Genomic DNA, 17,450 nt, shown 5'->3' on the forward strand with positions numbered 1-17,450 from the left:
GTGTAGGTCTAAACTTTACTTTCTTCCAGAACGCGTGTGATTTCCGCTAATGTCGAGGCCACGTCAATCGGTTTGGTCAAGTAGGCTTTAAATCCGAGCTCACGGCCCTTTTCAACTTCACGCGGCATGGCATTTGCGGTTAAGGCGATCACTGGAATGTCAGACATATTGGGGTCGTCACGCATAACCTCAAAGGCTTCGAACCCGTCCATGCCGGGTAGGTTGATATCCATCAAAACAAGATCCGGTTTGCTTTGCTTGATCAGTTCAAGGCCTTCTTCGGCTGTTCCTGCTTCGATAAACTCGGTGCGGGGAAGCTGGGTAATCAGTTCACGCATGAGGCGCATATTAGCTGGGTTATCCTCGACATAGAGGATGCTATTGGTACCATTAATGCGTTTGGGTAGATGGCTGATTTCCACATTCAGTTCTGGTGCATCACGGATAATGGATTGATCGGATAAGGGAATATCAACCCAGAAAGTAGAACCTTCTCCCAGCTTACTGTTGACACCAATTTCGCCGCCCATAATTTCGATCAGGTGTTTGGTGATGGTCAGGCCAATCCCTGTACCTTCAATGTCGGTATTTTCCGCATTTAATCGGTTAAAGGGCTGGAACAGTTGATCCTGATTACCTTCTTCAATGCCATAGCCTGTATCGGTGACAGTATAACGCCAAAAACCTTGCGGTCCTTCGGAACTGTCTAAAATGACTTTGCCATTCGCAACGTTATATTTAATAGCGTTGGAGAGCAGGTTAGAAAGAACCTGTTTGAGACGGGTAAAGTCGCCGATGACATATTTGTCTGGATTGTCGTTTCCTATACGCTCAATAGCGATGTTTTGTTCACCCGCGTAGGCATCAATCATATCCACACATTCATTAACGACGTTGCTGGGGTCGATGTTTTCAATGGACAGGCTGATACGGCCGGACTCGATTTTTGCGAGGTCAAGTACTTCGTTAATCAATTCAAGAAGCAGGTTACCGGCTTTGAGGACGTGTTCGATATATTCGGATTGCTTGTCGGAAAGCGGGTGGCGCTGATCCATCAGCAACAATTGTGCAAATCCGAGGATACCATTCAGGGGGGTTCGCAACTCATGGCTCATGCGTGACAGGAATTCAGACTTGGCCCTGTTGGCTTTTTTAGCTTCTGTCGTTGCAGCTTGTAATTCATGTGTGCGTTCTTCGACGCGATGTTCCAGTTCATCACGTGCGCGACGCAGTTCACGTTCTGCGCGCTTGATTTCCGTAATGTCGGTCTGAATCCCAACGCGGCCACCTGCATGGGTTGGCCGTTCACGAATAAGAAGATGGCGACCGTCTGTCAGGGCGACTTCGATGGAACCACTGGTGTCCCAGTTGTACGCACTGCGCAGGTCGTGATAGGAACGTCCAAAATGATCGACGGCAGGGACAACACCGCGTTCGATATCCAATTCAATGAGACGATTGTAGCTGATACCGGCGCGAATATCTTCGTCGCTATATTCGTAGAAATCTTTGAAGCGCGTATTGCATAAGACAAGATTTTGTTGTTTGTCGAATAAAATGAAGGCTTCAGAAATGTTTTCAATCGCATCTTTCAGGCGGGCTTCAGCTTCGACTGCGGCATTGCGGGCAGCGCGCAGGGCTGCATCGGTTTCGATTTGATGGTTCATCATATCGTTAAAGGCGTTGATGACCTGTCCTACCTCGTCTGAAGATTGCCATTTTACAGGCTCATAATCATCCGTAACCTTTGCACGGCGGATCCCTTTGAGCAGTAAATCAAGAGGTTTCCCGATAAGACGTTGTGAGGCAATAAATGTTCCGCCAACCAGTGAGGCTGCTAATAGAATAAGAATGAAGCTGTCAAAAACAAGGCGTTCCAACGCTTGGCTTTTTACCTGATCATCCCCAAAAATCAGGACGAGCTTGCCGACGACTTCATCACGTTCTGAGCCGGAAAAGATAATGTCACGCGTGACTTTCAGTTCCGGTACATTGGGTTCGGCGCCTTCTTTGCCGACATGTTCCAGAACATGTCCATAATCATCTAGAAGGGTCCCGCTAATGAAGTGAGGATTGTTGGCTAAGGTGCTCATTGCCAATCGAATAGATTGTTCGTCAAAATTCCAGACGGGAACGGATAGGGTAGAGCTTTGGAAATCTGCGATTTGCTTTATTTGTTCGTGAAGGCGTTTATTGGCGTTGTGGTAATTGCGATATTCGAATGCTGTAAACAAGACGACCATACTTACACCTACGATTAACAAATAGGTGGCCAGTAATTTGGTTCTTAAGCTCCAGGTTCGTTTTGTTTCAGGCATTCACTCCTACCCCGCTTCCTTTTTTAAGGATACTGCTTACAGTCAAGTTTAAAAGCTTTGTACAAAACTACAACTTGAATTTCGTACTAAACTTCATTAAGCGTCTAAAAATTATAAAAAATATAGGGCCAATGGGTATTTTAATTCAAAAAAGCTAAATAAATCATAAAATACAAGAGTAAGGCGGGAGATGAATTTATCTTCTGGTTTTTATGATATGTGTCTTTGCTCTCAATAATAGTTTTTTGTATATAGGGTACTTCAATCTCAGCGTAAAGAGAGGAGAAAATTCTTGCGCGAATCGTTAATTAATATGCGCTAATGATTGATCTATGACGGTTTATGCAGGAGATCGTGCATGGCTTTGGTCAGTCGATCAATTGATACCGGTTTGGTGATGAAAAAATCAATTCCAAAATTCTCAGCATTTTGCATGGTGACGGTTTGGTCATACCCAGACATCATAATAACGGGTATTTTAGGTCTGATTTCATGAATGGCTTTAATGAGCTGAGCACCATTCATTTTTGGCATTGTTTGGTCGGTCAGGATGATCTGGTATTTGTCCGGGTCTGCTTTAAAGGCTTCTAAGGCTTCCAGTGCGCTGTTGAAGCTGTCGAAATTGTAGCCGACATCTTCCAATAATTCTTCCAGAAAATTTGTATTGAGAAGTTCGTCATCAACGATAAGAGCATATTCCATATTGCCTTCAATAATCTCTTCGACCGCGGGCATGCTGGCAACAGGCTGATCACTAACGGGGAGATAAATGGTGAATGTACTTCCTTTGCCAGGGATGCTTTTAACAAAAATTTCACCTTTATGATCTTGAACGATCGCATGCACCATTGCGAGGCCTAGGCCGGTTCCTTTACCGCTTTCTTTTGTCGTGTAGAAGGGATCAAATATTCGGGTTAGTGTCTGTTCATCCATACCATGCCCGGTATCGCTGATTGAAATTTTGATATGCGGTCCAACGTTCAGAATGGGGGAGGTATCAGCGATTTCCGCCTGCAACATGCAGTGTTCCATACTTACGCGAAGGGTGCCGCCGTCTTTCTCCATTGCCTGATTGGCATTCGTACAGAGGTTTAGGATCATTTGTTGAATTTGTGTGTGATCAACAATAACGGGCGGACAATCTTTGGGTATGTTGAGCTCTATGTCGATATTGGATGGCTGAGTTGCCTTAATAAGTTGCAAGGTATCTTCCAATATGGGGGCAAGGTAGCGGCTTTCCATTTCACTTTCGCTGCGTCGGGAAAAGCTGAGAATTTGCTTAATCATGTCGGCCCCTCGTTTTGCGGACTTGGCAATTTGAGTGATCCGTTCATGGTTTGGGCTGTCTTTATCAATACGTGCAGACAGTAATGACGCATACCCTAAAATAGGTGTCAGGATATTATTGAAATCATGGGCAATGCCGCCAGCCAGCGTACCGATTGTTTCCATTTTCTGTGCTTGGCGGAGTTGCTGTTCCAGTTTTTTTTGTCTCTTTTCCTGTTCACGGCGTTTGGTAATGTCGGTGATGAAAGCAACCGTGCGCGCTTTGCTGCTTTTTTCATACGGGAGTTTAGACAGATTGATTTCGACGGGGACACGTTTTGCATCGCAACGTCTCAAACGTAATTCGTAAGTCCGGTGCGGGCGGTTGTTATCCTGTCTGAAATAATCGGACAAAATGTCCATATCATCGGGATAAATAAATTTTGACAGGGGGGAAAAGAGCATTTCCTCGCGACTGTAACCCAACAACTGGCAAAGCGAAGAGTTGATATCAACCAGTTCCCTTTTATCAATTTCTATGATGGCGAAGCCTTCTGATGTGGCCTCGATAATTGCACGCAAACTTCCTTCGGTTGCTTTCAGGGCATCCTCGGCTTTTTTGCGGGCTGTAATGTCTTGTCCTGAACTCAGGATACCGATTGTCTTTCCTTCGCGGTTTACTTCGCGCGCGTTGTGCCAAAAAATACGTCGGCGTTCCCCCCGCTTGGTGATGATGTCATTTTCCAGATAACTGGAAGGTGTCAGATTTTTAAGCTGGCCTTTTTGAGTGAAGAAAAGATTGTTGAAAATGCGTAAAGTATTGTCGCGATTTTCACGCGGGATTGCGGTTTCAAACCAGTTTTTCCCTATAATGTCTTCGGATTTACACCCCATGACATCAAGGCCGCGTTGGTTGATCTTGATGACGCGGCCCTGCATATCAAGACGCAGAATGATGGCTTCGGCAATTTGCAGGAAGCGTTCGTTTTCCTCTTTTTGGCGTTTAAGTTCATTTTCGGCTTTTTCTTTTTCCTTCAGATGAGAGCCGATAACGTTCAACATGTTTGTTCCGCTCAAGGTCACACCTTCAAACTCGGTTCCTTTGAGCGCCGGAGAAAGGGTGAGTTGACTTTGGCTGGGCGCTTGTGGATCGATACGGGCGAAATCATCGGCCAAGCGTTGCAAAGGGCGGGTGACGCGGTTGTGAAAAACATAAAACAGGAAAATGGCAATCAAGAAGCTTTGAAGCAATGCCAACCCTAAAATAATAAGGGCGCGCTTAAAAAAGGCTTCGGCCGTTTGATGGGGAACGACCTCAATATACAAACTGCCGATACTTTTGTCGGGTTCGCGCTGTAAATGTAAGTCGATCGTATAGGCGTACTTCGGTTTGAAAAGCAGTTCTGAAATTGCGGCAAAGGGGAGTGGCCCTCTGTAGCGTTCCAGTGTGGACATGATTGTGTTGTTTTCATCACGAATAGTCACGCTGGAAATAGGGGGGAAAGCAAATAAACCGTTTGCAATTTCAACGGCGAGTCCGGTGTCGAAGGTATAAACAGAGCGAACTGCCGCTTTTTCAACCGACCCCAATAAGCTTTCGATTTGGTCGTTGAAACTATTCAGGCGTTGTTGGTAATCCCAGACGACAAGCAGGCTGCCGATGACAAGTCCGAGGCATAACGTCAACAGAACAATGGTTCTGGCCATTCGATAAGCGATAGTATGTTGAGGATGGATCAAAGAAAAACTCGCATGTGCCTGAAATTTGAAGAAGTATTAAACTTTCATGGCGGCTATTAGTGCAAGATGTTTTTGATATTCTGTTCGTAATTGGCTCGGCGCATGTGTCGATTCTTGCGTAATTTGCCTCAATGGAGTGAGCGAATTAAATCAATTCGATGCTTTTATTGCCTAAAAAATAAGCAGCATTATGATAATTACAGGCTTTGTCCTTCGACAAAGATAGACGTGTTCATAAAAGCACGTTAGGGTAATTCAAACCGTTTTACACAACTAAATAATTGATAGGTTCAACGTACCTATGGGGCAGATAAGAAAAGTTAAAGTATCCACTGGAATTGAATGGGTCGAAGTTCCCGAAGCCGGTGTTTTCATGTTATGTGGCTGTCCGCCCGACAGCGTGAAACATTTGATGAAACGTGGATTGATTGTTCCGACGGAACGGGCAGGGTGGTCGTTTGAAACTGGCCCCAATGTTATTTTATTGTCCGATGTGATTTTGCAAAATGGTAGTTTTACCAACATGGCAGAATTCCCGGTTTTGCAGATGTTGTATCGTCAAGGTACACTGATCCCGAATCACCCCAATAATACGGGGGCAAAACCGATGTTGGTCGGCGCACAAGATCAAATTGATGCGCAGATGGAATATATCTATCGCGGAAATTATGGTCTGGTCAGCGAAGAAGAATTGATCAAGGGGGGGGCCGCTCCTGCCGAAGCCAAAGATATGATGCGTATGAAGTTGCGCTTTGCTTTTGGCGCCATTCATCATCCCAGTGCTTTGCTTGATCATCGGGTGGTTAAAGATGATGCGGTTGAAATCAAAAACGGTGTTTTTGTCAAACGCCTGTCACTTAATAAATTCGAAGTCAGCTATGAAGATGAAACCGTTCAGGTCGACCTTAATCTAGATGTGGATGATCATTATGTGCCGTCCTATCCGTTGAATTATCACGAAATTGCCCGTGATAGTTTTTCGGTTATTCATTCCGGGGACGGGGATGGATGGGATGTTAATCGTCCGACCATGTCCAGTGTCATTATGTATCAAGGCAAGATTTATCTGGTGGATGCAGGGCCGAATGTGCGGGTGACGTTGCAGGCCCTTGGGATCGGGATTAGCGAAGTAGACGGGATTTTTCATACCCATTCCCATGATGATCATTTTGCCGGATTACCGGCTTTTATCCGCTCTGATCGTAAAATTAATTATTATGCGGCACCTTATGTACGTGCGTCTGTAGCGAAAAAATTATCTGCGCTGTTGTCGATTGATGAAAGCCGGTTTGAAGATTTTTTCAATATTCACGATCTGAAAGTCGATGAATGGAACGATATCGAAGGATTGGAAGTCCGCCCGCGCATGTCGCCCCATCCGGTTGAAACCGCTGTTCTTCAATTCCGCGCCTTGGGACCGGAAGGTTATAAAACATATGGTCATTATGCCGATATTGTGTCCTTGCAAGTTCTGAAAGACATGATCAACGAAGATGAAAAATCTCCGGGTGTATCTCAAGCTTTCTTTGATCGGGTTAAAGACCATTATCTGGAAGAAATGGATGTCAAAAAAATCGACATCGGTGGTGGCTTGATCCATGGAGAGTCGGATGATTTTAGGGATGATCCTTCCGGCAAAATCATTTTGTCGCATACGGCGCGTGCTTTAACGGTTGATCAACGCGAGATCGGTTCTGGCGCACCGTTCGGGACAAGTGATGTGCTGATCCCGTCTTTTCAGGACAACACCAGACGGTATGCTTATGCTTATTTGCGTAATTATTTCCCGACCGTGCCGACCCATGCGCTGCGTACGTTAATGAACTCTAATCTGGTAACCTTCAACCCGGAAACCATCCTGTTTAAAGAAGGGGAAAAGGTCGATAATATTTATTTATTGCTGACGGGTGCGGTAGAGATGATTAAAACCTCCAGCAATTTGCATGCACTGGCATCGGCGGGGTCTTTGGTTGGTGAAATTGCGGCCATTCATCAATTGCCCTTGATGGAAACGTATCGTGCGACAACTTTTGTTCGTGCTATGAAAATCCCCGTAGCACTTTATCGTAATATTGTTGAAAAATACCAGCTGTTTGAAGATATCCTGCGCCTAATGGAAGGTCGCGAATTCTTGCAAAATACCCGTATCTTTGGGGAGGCGCTATCTTATAGTACGCAAAATCGGATTGCCGATGAGATGGTGTCGCATCATCTTTGTGCCGGTGATGAATATGCCCCGCTTAAAAAAGAAGGCTTGGCAATTGTGAAAGAAGGCAGCGCACGTCTTTATTGCGGGAAACGTTTTATTGAGGAAATTGGACGGGGCGATATTTTTGCAGAAGACAGTGTTGTCGGTAATCGTCGCAGCAAACATCATATCGAAATAGATGGTAGTTTTGAATTTTGTACGATCTCGGCGGTTATTTTACAGGATATTCCGATCGTACAATGGAAGCTGATTGAAAGTTTCGAGCGTCGCCGCCATATCGCCATGTCTTAGCCCTGTCGGGCGAAGGCGTCGAACAGGGCTTTGGCTTTGGTCAGGGTTTCTTCATATTCGTCATGGGGGGAAGAATCAGCAACAATGCCGCCGCCCACCTGAATACAGACGGTTTTGTCTTTAAACAAAACGGTGCGAATGACGATGTTGGTATCCATACTGCCGTCAAATCCGATATAGCCGATGGCCCCGCAATAAACCCCGCGAGGGCAACGTTCCTGTTCAGAAATAATTTCCATTGCACGCACTTTTGGGGCACCGGTAATGGACCCACCCGGAAAAGCAGCGCGCAACAAGTCAATCCCATCATAGCCGTCTTCCAGTTTTCCGGTGATGGTGGACACAAGATGATGCACGTTGGCAAAAGAATGAACGGCGCACAGCTCGGGGACGTGTACGCTATGGGGTTTGCAAACGCGTGACAGGTCATTGCGCAACAAATCGACAATCATGGTGTTTTCGGCGCGGTCTTTTTCGCTGCTTGCCAGTTCCATTGCATTGGCGTGATCTTGTATGACGTCCGGGTGGCGTGCCCGTGTCCCTTTAATTGGGCGGGTTTCGACTTGCTTACCCTTAAGCTTTAAGAAACGTTCCGGGGATGAGGACGCAATGCAGAAATCTCCGAAATTCAGATAAGCAGAAAACAGGGCCGGGTTAATTTTGCGCAAGTTCAGATAAAAGGCAAACGGGTCGAAATTGTCGGGCATCATGCCCTTAAATCGTTGGGTCAGGTTGGCCTGAAATATGTCACCGGCATGGATGTAATCAATGACGGATTGAACAGCCGTAACATATTCGTCTTTTTGGAAACCAGATTTCCAATCTATGGAGCAAGGTGTAAAAGTCGGGAAAGTGGCGTCGTTACCCCATAATAGAGACTTTAGCCAATAAGCCCGATCTTCATGGAAGAGGGAGAATATCCACGCCTGTTTTAAATGATGATCAAAGGTGGCCACCACATCGTAAAATCCAAGGCAAAGATCAGGAACTGTTAAGTCATCTTTGGCTTGAGATGGAATTTTTTCAATTTGATGAAGAAGCTCATAGCCGAAATAGCCCACGACACCGCCTTGAAACGGAGGGAGGTTCGGGTGACGTTCAAATGAATAAGCCGCGAGTTTATCTTGTAGTTTTGCAAAACTGTTTTGACCGTCTGTAAACGTTTCAAACGGATCAATGGCAATAAAACTGTAACGGCCCTGTTCAAAATCGAACATGGCGGAATCCAGCAACTGCGCAAAAGGTTTGTTTGCATGCGGGGCAAACAGGATTGCGGGATCACCGTAAGGGATTTCTATATAAAAGGGCCGTTTCATAAATCGCTTCTTACACGAAAGCGACTTGGCTTGTCGAGAAGAGTCGGCTATGAAAGGGGCCGACCTGTTTTCATGCGAAGGAAAAAACGATGCCCAAGCAATTTCGTTGTCACCTGTTCTGGTGTGGACATGAACGTGACGACCCGACAAAGCCGTCTTGCGCAAAACGGGGTTCTATGGATATCGGGATGAAATTAAAACAGGCCATGCGTGATCGTGGTTTGCGCGAAGAAGTCGCCGTGACCAAGTCCGGTTGCCTCGGTCAATGCAGTGTCGGCCCGGCTATGATCGTTTATCCCGAAGGTGTCTGGTATAGCGTCCCGACCCTTGAAGACGCAATGGAAATTCTGGATAGCCATCTGGAAAAAGGCGAGATCGTCAAACGTTTGGTGATCAGGGATTAATGCGCTTGATCTTCCGACTGGATCCCCGTTTGCACGGGGATGACAGGGGGGGATGAAATATTGCAAAAACATGTCATTCCCGCGAAAGCGGGAACCCAGTTTTTAAAAAATGCTCTGTTCTTTTCCTAATTTTGCGAGAGGAGAAAAGAGCGATGAAATCGGGTTATGTCTATATTCTGGCTAGTCGGCGTAATGGTACTTTGTATATAGGTGTTACGGGTGATCTGGAACGTCGTTTAAGCGAACATCAACATGGTGTCATTCAAGGGTTTACCAAGCAATATGGTGTTAAGCATTTGGTTTATTGCGAGGAATACCCGGCAATAGATCAGGCGATTGCCCGGGAAAAAGCAATTAAGAAATGGTTGCGAGTTTGGAAGTTGGAACTGATTGAAAGCAATAACCCAAACTGGCTTGATCTTAGCACTGGGTTTCCTCTTTCGCGGGAATGACAGGATGTTTCGTCATCCCCGTCACCTTTCGTCATCCCCGTGAAAACGGGGACCCAGTGGTGTCTGTTTGTGCATACATGATTTTTTTATGCCGTGACGATCAAATCGGCATCCAAGATTTCATCGACAACCTTATCCCATTCTGCAGTGCTGAGTGTCTCGGTCAGGTCAATTACGGGTGCGTTTGCCGCTTCAATGATGATGTCGGCGTCTTCAAACAGGCCGGTGTTTAAGGTCAGGATCTTCATTTTAGAAACTCACCACTCTGTCGGCTTTGGCGATTAAGGCCCTGAGGTTCTGACACGGTGTCGTGTCGGGTATGCCGGGGATCAGGCTTTGGGGTTTAATCTCGGCCAATTCAAACATTTCGTGATTTTCCACTTTACCATTTATGGCTAGGGGTGCTTTTTTCATAAAGACAAAGTCCACAGTGTTGTTGCGGATGGTTAAACCGGCGGCAACCCGAATGGCTTCGCGCACATCGCGGCGCGCCAGAACAAGGATATGTTTGCTCATAGACTGATCACCTTGTCGGCCTTGGCGACCAACCCGCTGTGATGGAACTGACTGCCGAGATCGACGGGGCAATCAAGGCCGTCCATATGATCTTTCCAGGCTTCGGCGCAGACTACGGCTTCAATACAGTTTGAGGCCACGAGATCGCCAAAGGTATCGTCTTTTAAGGTCTTAACCCCTTGCCCGGTGAAAAAACATCCCCAATCGAGGTCGGCACGCACGCAGGCCTCGCCTAAAGGGGCAGCGATTGTGCCAGCATCGGCACTTGAAATTACGAGCAGCAGGTCCATTGTCTTTTAAATCGTTTTCGGTTAGTGTGCGCCGCCTTGATAGCACTATTCACACCAAAGGGGAACCGTATGAAAGTCGATGATTTCGACTTTGACCTGCCGCGCGAATTGATTGCGCAGCGTCCAGTCAGCCCACGCGATGCGTCCAAACTCTTACGGGTTGATGCAGATTTAAGCGACTATATTTTTAAAGACCTTCCTGATTTATTGCGCGAAGGCGATCTTTTGGTGATCAATAATACCCGTGTGATCCCGGCGCGCCTGAAAGGCAAGCGCGGTGAGGCAAACGTGGAAGTTACTTTGCATAAACATGAAGGCGACGGCACATGGATTGCCTTTGCCAAGGGTGCAAAGAAATTAAAACCGGGTCAGATGATTACGTTTGATAACGACTTTAGCGCAGATGTTGTCGCAAAAGACGGCGGCGAAGTGACCTTGAAGTTCAGTTGCGCGGGTGCCGCCTTGATGGAAGCCTTGGAAGCCCATGGTGGCATGCCGCTGCCGCCTTATATCAAGCGTGAAGGTTTGGCGGACGAACGTGATAAATCCGATTACCAGACCATTTTTGCCAAGGAAGAAGGTGCGGTTGCCGCCCCGACCGCCGGATTGCATTTTACCCCGGACCTGTTTGAAAAACTGGAGGCCAAAGGCGTACAAAAAGCCTATGTGACTTTGCATGTTGGTGCCGGGACGTTTCTACCGGTTAAAGTGGATGATGTGAAAGATCACAAAATGCATGCCGAATTTGGTGTTGTCCCACAGGAAACGGTCGATTTGGTCAATCAGACACGCGCCAAAGGCGGGCGGTTGATTGCGGTTGGGACCACATCTTTGCGCCTGTTGGAAAGTGCCGCACCCGAAGTTGGTAAACTGGCTGCTTTTGAAGGGGATACCGATATTTTCATTACGCCGGGCTATGAATTTAAGATCGTCGATATGCTGACGACCAATTTCCATTTACCGCGCTCGACCCTGTTTATGCTGGTCAGTGCCTTTGCCGGGTTTGAGCGGATGAAAAAAGCCTATTCTTATGCAATTGAAAAAGGCTATCGTTTTTATTCTTATGGCGATGGTTCATTATTGAGCCGCCATGACCAGATTGGTGATTGATAGATGACGGATACATTTAAGTTTGAATTGATGGGCACCGATGGCAAAGCCCGTCGCGGACGTGTTCATACCGCCCATGGTGCGATCAACACACCGGCCTTTATGCCGGTGGGCACAGCGGCGACTGTTAAGGCAATGATGCCGGAATCGGTGGCGGAAACAGGGGCGGAAATCCTGTTGGGCAATACCTATCATTTGATGTTGCGCCCCGGTGCCGAACGCATTGAAAAACTGGGTGGCCTGCATAAATTTATGAATTGGGATAAACCGATTTTGACGGATAGCGGTGGCTTTCAGGTGATGAGCTTGGCGCAGCTTCGTAAAATTACCGAAGAAGGTGTTCGTTTTCGTTCCCATATTGATGGGGCCTATTACGATCTGACACCGGAAAGTTCAACGGAAATTCAGCGCCAGCTTGATGCCGATATCACCATGTGTTTTGATGAATGTCCGGCGTTGCCTGCCCCGAAAGAACGGGTGAATGAAGCCATGCAGTTGTCCATGCGCTGGGCGCGACGCTCGCGTGATGCCTTTACCCATCGTCCCGGTTATGGTCAGTTTGGGATTGTACAGGGCGGTACGGAAAAAGATTTGCGTGAAGAGTCTGTTGAAAAACTGACCGAGATCGGGTTTGAAGGCTACGCCATTGGCGGTTTGGCAGTGGGGGAAGGGCAGGAATTAATGTTTTCCACCCTTGATTTTACCACACCTGTGATGCCGACTGATAAGCCACGTTACCTGATGGGCGTGGGCAAGCCGGACGATTTGGTCGGGGCGGTTGCACGCGGTGTCGATATGTTTGACTGTGTGTTACCAAGCCGGTCTGGGCGCACGGCAGAAGCCTGGACGCGGCGCGGTTCCGTCAATCTGCGCAATGCACGCCATAAAGATGATCCGCGTCCCTTGGATGAACACTGCACCTGTCCGTGTTGTAAAAACTATTCACGTGCCTATTTGTACCACCTGACCAAAACCAAAGAAATTTTGGGCTTGATGCTGCTGACATGGCATAATCTGCATTACTATCAGGAATTAATGGCGGGCATGCGCACAGCCATTGAAGAAGAAACATTTGATAAATTTGTCGTCGATTTCCACGCATTGCGTGAACAAGGCGATATTGAGGCCCTATCATGAGTGATCAAACCATCTACGCAAATCTTGAACAACTTGGTTCTGCGACCGAGACACCAACCAACCCGGATGAAGCCAAGCTGGAAGCGGTGAAAAACCCGTGCCCGGGCACAGATTATCTGGTGCGTTTTACCTGCCCTGAATTTACATCACTTTGCCCGGTGACGGGCCAACCGGATTTTGCCCATATTGTCATTGACTATATCCCCGAAGATTTGCTGGTGGAAAGCAAGTCTCTGAAAGTCTTTTTGACATCGTTCAGAAATCACGGCGATTTTCATGAAGCCTGCACGGTCGGGATTGCCAAACGTCTGGTCGATCTGTTGAAACCGAAATGGTTGCGTATCGGTGGTTATTGGTACCCGCGCGGTGGTATTCCGATTGATGTTTTTTGGCAAACAGGTGATGCGCCCAAAGGGGTCTGGATCCCAGACCAAGGCGTGCCCGGTTATCGTGGTCGTGGGTAACGGGAAATAGATTTTATGCTGAAACTTTTTTATCTGCCGGATACGGCTTCACTCGCCCCGCATATTATTCTCAACCGTTTAGGCGTTGCTCATGAATTGATCCAGATGGGCAAGGATGACGGCAGCCTCGCGGGTGACAAATATCTCAAGATTAATCCTAATCGACGTGTGCCAACTTTGATTGATGGGGATCTTGTGCTGTTTGAATCAGCTGCGATCTGCCTGCATCTGGCTGATAGTGATCCCGATAGCGGCCTGATGCCGCCTTTAGGCAGTGCGAAACGGGCAACAGCTTATAAATGGTTGGTCTTTATGACCAATTCCATTCAGGCAGATATGATGCTCTATTTTTATAAAGAGCGGTTTTCAAAGACTGCACAAGGGGCGGAAGAAGTCCGTGATGTTGCCATTGAACGCGTCAGCACATTCATGAGTCGCCTTGATGATGCTTTGTCAGATGGGCGCCCGTTTTTATGCGGTGGACAGAAAACCATCGTGGAAGATTATCTTCTGATGCTGGGACGCTGGTTTGTGCAAATGGGGCAGGAAGAAAAGCTGAAATCAATGGCCCATCTTTACGCGTTGTTGTGTGTTTTGGAAGACGATCATTTTGTTCAACAGACTTATGATGTCGAAGGCTGCCAACCGTTGTTTCGGTGCTAAAACTCGACACAAACTTTACCGAAGTGCTGACCGCTTTCCAGATATTTAAAGGCGCTCGGCACTTCTTTGAAGTTGAACGTCTGATCAATCACCGGCTTGATATTGTGCTTTTCCATGAAGGCAGTCATACGTTCGAACGCGGTTTTTGATCCAACGGTCACCCCTTGAATGCGGATGTTGCGCATCAAGATCATCGGCAAGGGGATGCTGGATGTATTGGCCCCCGTAAGAACACCGATCAGGCTGATATGTCCGCCGATGCGGGTGGCGCGAATGGATTGTTCCAGTGTTTGCGCCCCGCCGAGTTCGATAATATGGTCCGCCCCTTCGGACCAGATTTTCTTAACCTGTTGGCGCCAAACAGGGTGGTCGTAATAATTGACCGTGTAATCAGCACCCAGTTCTTTGGCGCGTTCCAGTTTTTTGTCACTGGATGATGTGATCAGAACTTGTGCGCCAGCCGCCTTGGCAAACAACAGGGCGAACAAGGCGACACCACCTGTGCCTTGAATAACCACGCAATCACTGGATGATAGCGCAGATTGTTCAAACAAGGCACTCCATGCGGTAACGGCTGCACAGGGCAGGCTCGCGGCTTCAATATCGCTTAAATAGTCCGGGATGGGGATGCAGGCGTTCTCACTGACAACCATATATTCACTGAGTGTCCCGTCATAGGCACCGCCCAAGGCCTGTGGTATGACTGAGGGACGCGCCGGACCGTCCATCCAGTCAGGGAAAAAGATCGGACAAACGCGGGCCCCAACTTCGAACCTATTGGCGTTTGGTCCGCATTCAACAACATATCCAGCCCCGTCCGAGCAAGGGATTAACGGTGTTTTGACCGTCTTGCCATATGCGCCTGCTACAGTCACGAGATCACGATAGTTCAAGGAGGCTGCCGTCATTTTGACAAGGACTTGTCCAGGGTTGAGCTTTGGCGCAGGAAGATCGATAAGATTTAGATTTTCAAGACCGAATGTCTTCTCGATTTGCCACGCTTTCATAAAAAATCTCACTTTGTTGGACGGATCAAAAAACTGCCTTGATTTAAACATGATTTAGCATAAGTGTTGAAGCATTCGTTTCAGGAAAATGGAAAGAAAATGATAAAACTGGTTGGTCTTAAAAATTGCGACACTTGCCGTAAAGCAAAGAAATGGTTGGAAAGTGAAGGAATTTCTTTTCAGTTCCACGATGTACGACAAGATGGTCTTGCCCCTGATGAGGTTGCAGCATGGGCGGCGCAATTGGGATGGGAAGTGTTGTTGAACAAGCGTGGTACAACGTGGCGTAATCTGTCTGATGATCAAAAAAATGATGTGGATGAGTCCAAGGCCATTGCCTTGATCCTTGAAAATCCGGCATTAATGAAACGTCCGATTTTTGTTTGCGAAAATGAAATTTTGCTGGGTTTCAAGCAAGAACAAATCAACAAACTTCAAAAATGCAAATAACGAGAGCAAATCCCGAGCAATCTGTTTTAGATTGCGACGACGCATTTGCGTAAAATCAATAACTTAGAGCATGACACATGATTCATATTAAAAAGAACATGCTCTAAATCAGGTTAGGGAATAAAAAATGTCCAATCTCACAGGCGCTCAGTTGCTGGTCGAACAGCTTTCTTTGCATGGTTCCGATAAAATCTTTGGTGTCCCCGGCGAAAGTTATCTCGCGGTTTTGGATGCTCTTTATGATGCTGATGGTCTGGATTTTATCACGTGCCGGCAGGAAGGCGGGGCGGCTATGATGGCGGAAGCTTACGGCAAACAAACCGGAAAACCCGGGATTTGTATGGTGACGCGCGGCCCCGGTGCAACCAACGCATCCGCCGGTGTACATGTGGCGTTTCAAGATTCTACACCGATGATCTTGTTTATTGGGCAAGTGGCCCGCGACATGATGGACCGGGAAGCTTTTCAGGAAATCGATTATCGCCGGATGTTTGGTCAAATGGCAAAATGGGTGGCCCAAATTGATGATGCGGATCGTATCCCTGAATATATCGCGCGTGCTTATCAAACAGCGGTATCGGGTCGCCCCGGTCCCGTGGTACTTGCCTTACCCGAAGATATGTTGAGTGGCCCGGCAAAACGGGGCTCCGTTCTTGCGCCTTATTGTGTACCGCAATCCTATCCTGCACCGCAGGACATGGGGCGTGTGAAAGACATGCTAGCGGGTGCAGAAAAACCACTTTTGATCGTAGGTGGGGGCGGGTGGTCCCAATCAGTTCAGGCTGATCTTGAAGCATTTTGCCAACGTGAGAAACTACCGGTTGCCGCTTCTTTTCGATGTCAGGATTATATCAATAATGATCTGGCTTGCTATGTAGGGCATGTCGGGATCGGGATTGATCCAAATTTGGCAAAATCCATTGATGAAAGCGATTTACTGATTGTCCTCGGTGCGCGCTTGGGGGAGATGACGACCAACGGTTACGAGGTTGTTAAGCCACCCAAAATCAAGCAAAAATTAATCCACATCTATCCGCAAGCCGAAGAATTGGGCCGTGTCTATCAACCTGATTTGGCAATTGTCGCAACCATGTCTTCTTTCGTGGATGCTTTGTCTGATTGTACCTTTGAAAAGCAAACAACATGGTCACAATGGCAATCCGCATTGCGGGGGAATTACGAAAAATTTAGTATGCCCATTGCCCATCGTGGTGATGTACAAATGTGTGATACTGTTGCCCATATACGTCAACATCTGCCCGATAATACCACCATCACAAATGGGGCGGGGAATTATGCCATCTGGACCCATCGCTTTTTTGCTTATCGTCAATATGGCAACCAGCTCGCTCCGACCTGTGGCTCTATGGGCTATGGTTTGCCGGCTGCAATTGCGGCTGCAACACTTGATCCTGATAAACCGGTTATCTGTATGGCGGGTGATGGGTGTTTTATGATGACCTGTCAGGAATTTGCAACGGCCGTTCAATATGGTTTGAAGCTGATTGTTATTGTCGTGAACAACGGTAAATATGGCACAATCCGTATGCATCAGGAAAAACGTTTTCCTGCGAGAATCTCAGGGACGACTCTGCAAAATCCGGATTTTGCAGCGATGGCAACGGCCTTTGGTGGATTCGGGATTCGGGTAGAGAAAAATGAAGATTTTGCTACTGCATTTGAAGGTGCTCAAAATTTTGAAGGTCCAGCTCTGATTGAAATTATTATTGATAATCAGGTGATTACACCTTCTCAAACAATTGATGATCTACGTTGTTAGCCTATAGGTTGAGGCTTATCGTTTTGAATAAGGTCGT

16 protein-coding genes are annotated in these 17,450 nt (G+C 47.1%); 9 read left to right on the top strand and 7 right to left on the bottom strand.

The features are described from left to right. Positions 1-8: 8 nt before the first annotated feature. Entirely contained in the window at positions 9-2,318 is a 2,310-nt protein-coding gene (locus ACI0FF_RS04855; RefSeq protein WP_419798998.1) for an ATP-binding protein, read from the bottom strand. 330 nt (positions 2,319-2,648) lie between these two features. Then, positions 2,649-5,291, bottom strand: a complete 2,643-nt coding sequence (locus ACI0FF_RS04860; protein ID WP_419798999.1) for a PAS domain-containing hybrid sensor histidine kinase/response regulator — start codon at positions 5,289-5,291, stop codon at positions 2,649-2,651. Positions 5,292-5,625: 334 nt separating this feature from the next. Here ACI0FF_RS04860 and ACI0FF_RS04865 point away from each other — a divergent pair, with 334 nt between their 5' ends. Further along, positions 5,626-7,824 (top strand): cyclic nucleotide-binding domain-containing protein, encoded by a 2,199-nt coding sequence (locus ACI0FF_RS04865; RefSeq protein ID WP_419799000.1) that lies wholly within the window; start codon positions 5,626-5,628, stop codon positions 7,822-7,824. On the opposite strand, the gene pabB is transcribed toward ACI0FF_RS04865, so the two are convergent. Then, positions 7,821-9,140 (bottom strand): aminodeoxychorismate synthase component I, encoded by a 1,320-nt coding sequence (gene pabB / locus ACI0FF_RS04870; protein WP_419799001.1) that lies wholly within the window; start codon positions 9,138-9,140, stop codon positions 7,821-7,823. The genes ACI0FF_RS04865 and pabB overlap by 4 nt on opposite strands. Positions 9,141-9,229: 89 nt before the next feature. On the opposite strand from pabB, the gene ACI0FF_RS04875 reads away from it, so the two are divergent. After that, on the top strand, positions 9,230-9,544 hold the full coding sequence (locus tag ACI0FF_RS04875) for a (2Fe-2S) ferredoxin domain-containing protein (protein WP_419799002.1): 315 nt from the start codon (positions 9,230-9,232) through the stop codon (positions 9,542-9,544). Between the two features lie 152 nt (positions 9,545-9,696). Continuing rightward, on the top strand, positions 9,697-9,996 hold the full coding sequence (locus ACI0FF_RS04880) for a GIY-YIG nuclease family protein (protein ID WP_419799003.1): 300 nt from the start codon (positions 9,697-9,699) through the stop codon (positions 9,994-9,996). A gap of 86 nt (positions 9,997-10,082) precedes the next feature. Here the strand turns inward: ACI0FF_RS04880 and ACI0FF_RS04885 are convergent, their stop codons facing one another. The 3 genes from ACI0FF_RS04885 to ACI0FF_RS04895 are packed head-to-tail and all read right to left on the bottom strand — an operon-like array spanning position 10,083 to position 10,802. Continuing rightward, positions 10,083-10,244, bottom strand: coding sequence for a hypothetical protein (locus tag ACI0FF_RS04885; protein ID WP_419799004.1), 162 nt, complete (start codon positions 10,242-10,244; stop codon positions 10,083-10,085). A gap of 1 nt (position 10,245) precedes the next feature. Then, entirely contained in the window at positions 10,246-10,512 is a 267-nt protein-coding gene (locus ACI0FF_RS04890; protein ID WP_419799005.1) for a hypothetical protein, read from the bottom strand. Next, positions 10,509-10,802, bottom strand: a complete 294-nt coding sequence (locus ACI0FF_RS04895; protein ID WP_419799006.1) for a hypothetical protein — start codon at positions 10,800-10,802, stop codon at positions 10,509-10,511. The genes ACI0FF_RS04890 and ACI0FF_RS04895 overlap by 4 nt, the downstream gene beginning before the upstream one ends. A 69-nt stretch (positions 10,803-10,871) precedes the next feature. Between ACI0FF_RS04895 and queA the strand changes: the two genes are divergently transcribed. Genes queA through ACI0FF_RS04915 form a run of 4 tightly spaced genes read left to right on the top strand, consistent with a single transcriptional unit; the run spans position 10,872 to position 14,176 of the window. Then, the gene (queA, locus tag ACI0FF_RS04900) at positions 10,872-11,912 is read left to right on the top strand and encodes a tRNA preQ1(34) S-adenosylmethionine ribosyltransferase-isomerase QueA (RefSeq protein WP_419799007.1); all 1,041 of its coding nucleotides are present in this window, start codon (positions 10,872-10,874) and stop codon (positions 11,910-11,912) included. Between the two features lie 3 nt (positions 11,913-11,915). Then, entirely contained in the window at positions 11,916-13,049 is a 1,134-nt protein-coding gene (tgt, locus tag ACI0FF_RS04905) for a tRNA guanosine(34) transglycosylase Tgt (protein WP_419799008.1), read from the top strand. Then, complete coding sequence (gene queF, locus ACI0FF_RS04910; protein WP_419799009.1) at positions 13,046-13,513, top strand: preQ(1) synthase; 468 nt, start codon at positions 13,046-13,048, stop codon at positions 13,511-13,513. The genes tgt and queF overlap by 4 nt, the downstream gene beginning before the upstream one ends. 15 nt (positions 13,514-13,528) lie before the next feature. After that, positions 13,529-14,176: a glutathione S-transferase family protein gene (locus ACI0FF_RS04915; protein ID WP_419799010.1), complete on the top strand. Its 648-nt coding sequence runs from the start codon at positions 13,529-13,531 to the stop codon at positions 14,174-14,176. On the opposite strand, the gene ACI0FF_RS04920 is transcribed toward ACI0FF_RS04915, so the two are convergent. Continuing rightward, positions 14,173-15,183, bottom strand: a complete 1,011-nt coding sequence (locus ACI0FF_RS04920; protein WP_419799011.1) for a zinc-dependent alcohol dehydrogenase family protein — start codon at positions 15,181-15,183, stop codon at positions 14,173-14,175. The two genes, ACI0FF_RS04915 and ACI0FF_RS04920, sit on opposite strands and share 4 nt — an antisense overlap. A 99-nt stretch (positions 15,184-15,282) precedes the next feature. On the opposite strand from ACI0FF_RS04920, the gene ACI0FF_RS04925 reads away from it, so the two are divergent. Continuing rightward, positions 15,283-15,633 carry an ArsC family reductase gene (locus ACI0FF_RS04925; RefSeq protein ID WP_419799012.1) on the top strand — a complete coding sequence of 117 codons (351 nt, stop codon included), beginning with the start codon at positions 15,283-15,285 and terminating at the stop codon, positions 15,631-15,633. A gap of 127 nt (positions 15,634-15,760) precedes the next feature. Beyond that, on the top strand, positions 15,761-17,413 hold the full coding sequence (locus ACI0FF_RS04930; protein WP_419799013.1) for a thiamine pyrophosphate-binding protein: 1,653 nt from the start codon (positions 15,761-15,763) through the stop codon (positions 17,411-17,413). Positions 17,414-17,450 lie beyond the last annotated feature (37 nt).

The sequence above is a fragment of the Terasakiella sp. 4MB5A genome (assembly GCF_050058155.1).
GTDB classification, from domain to species: Bacteria; Pseudomonadota; Alphaproteobacteria; order Rhodospirillales; family Terasakiellaceae; genus Terasakiella; species Terasakiella halodenitrificans.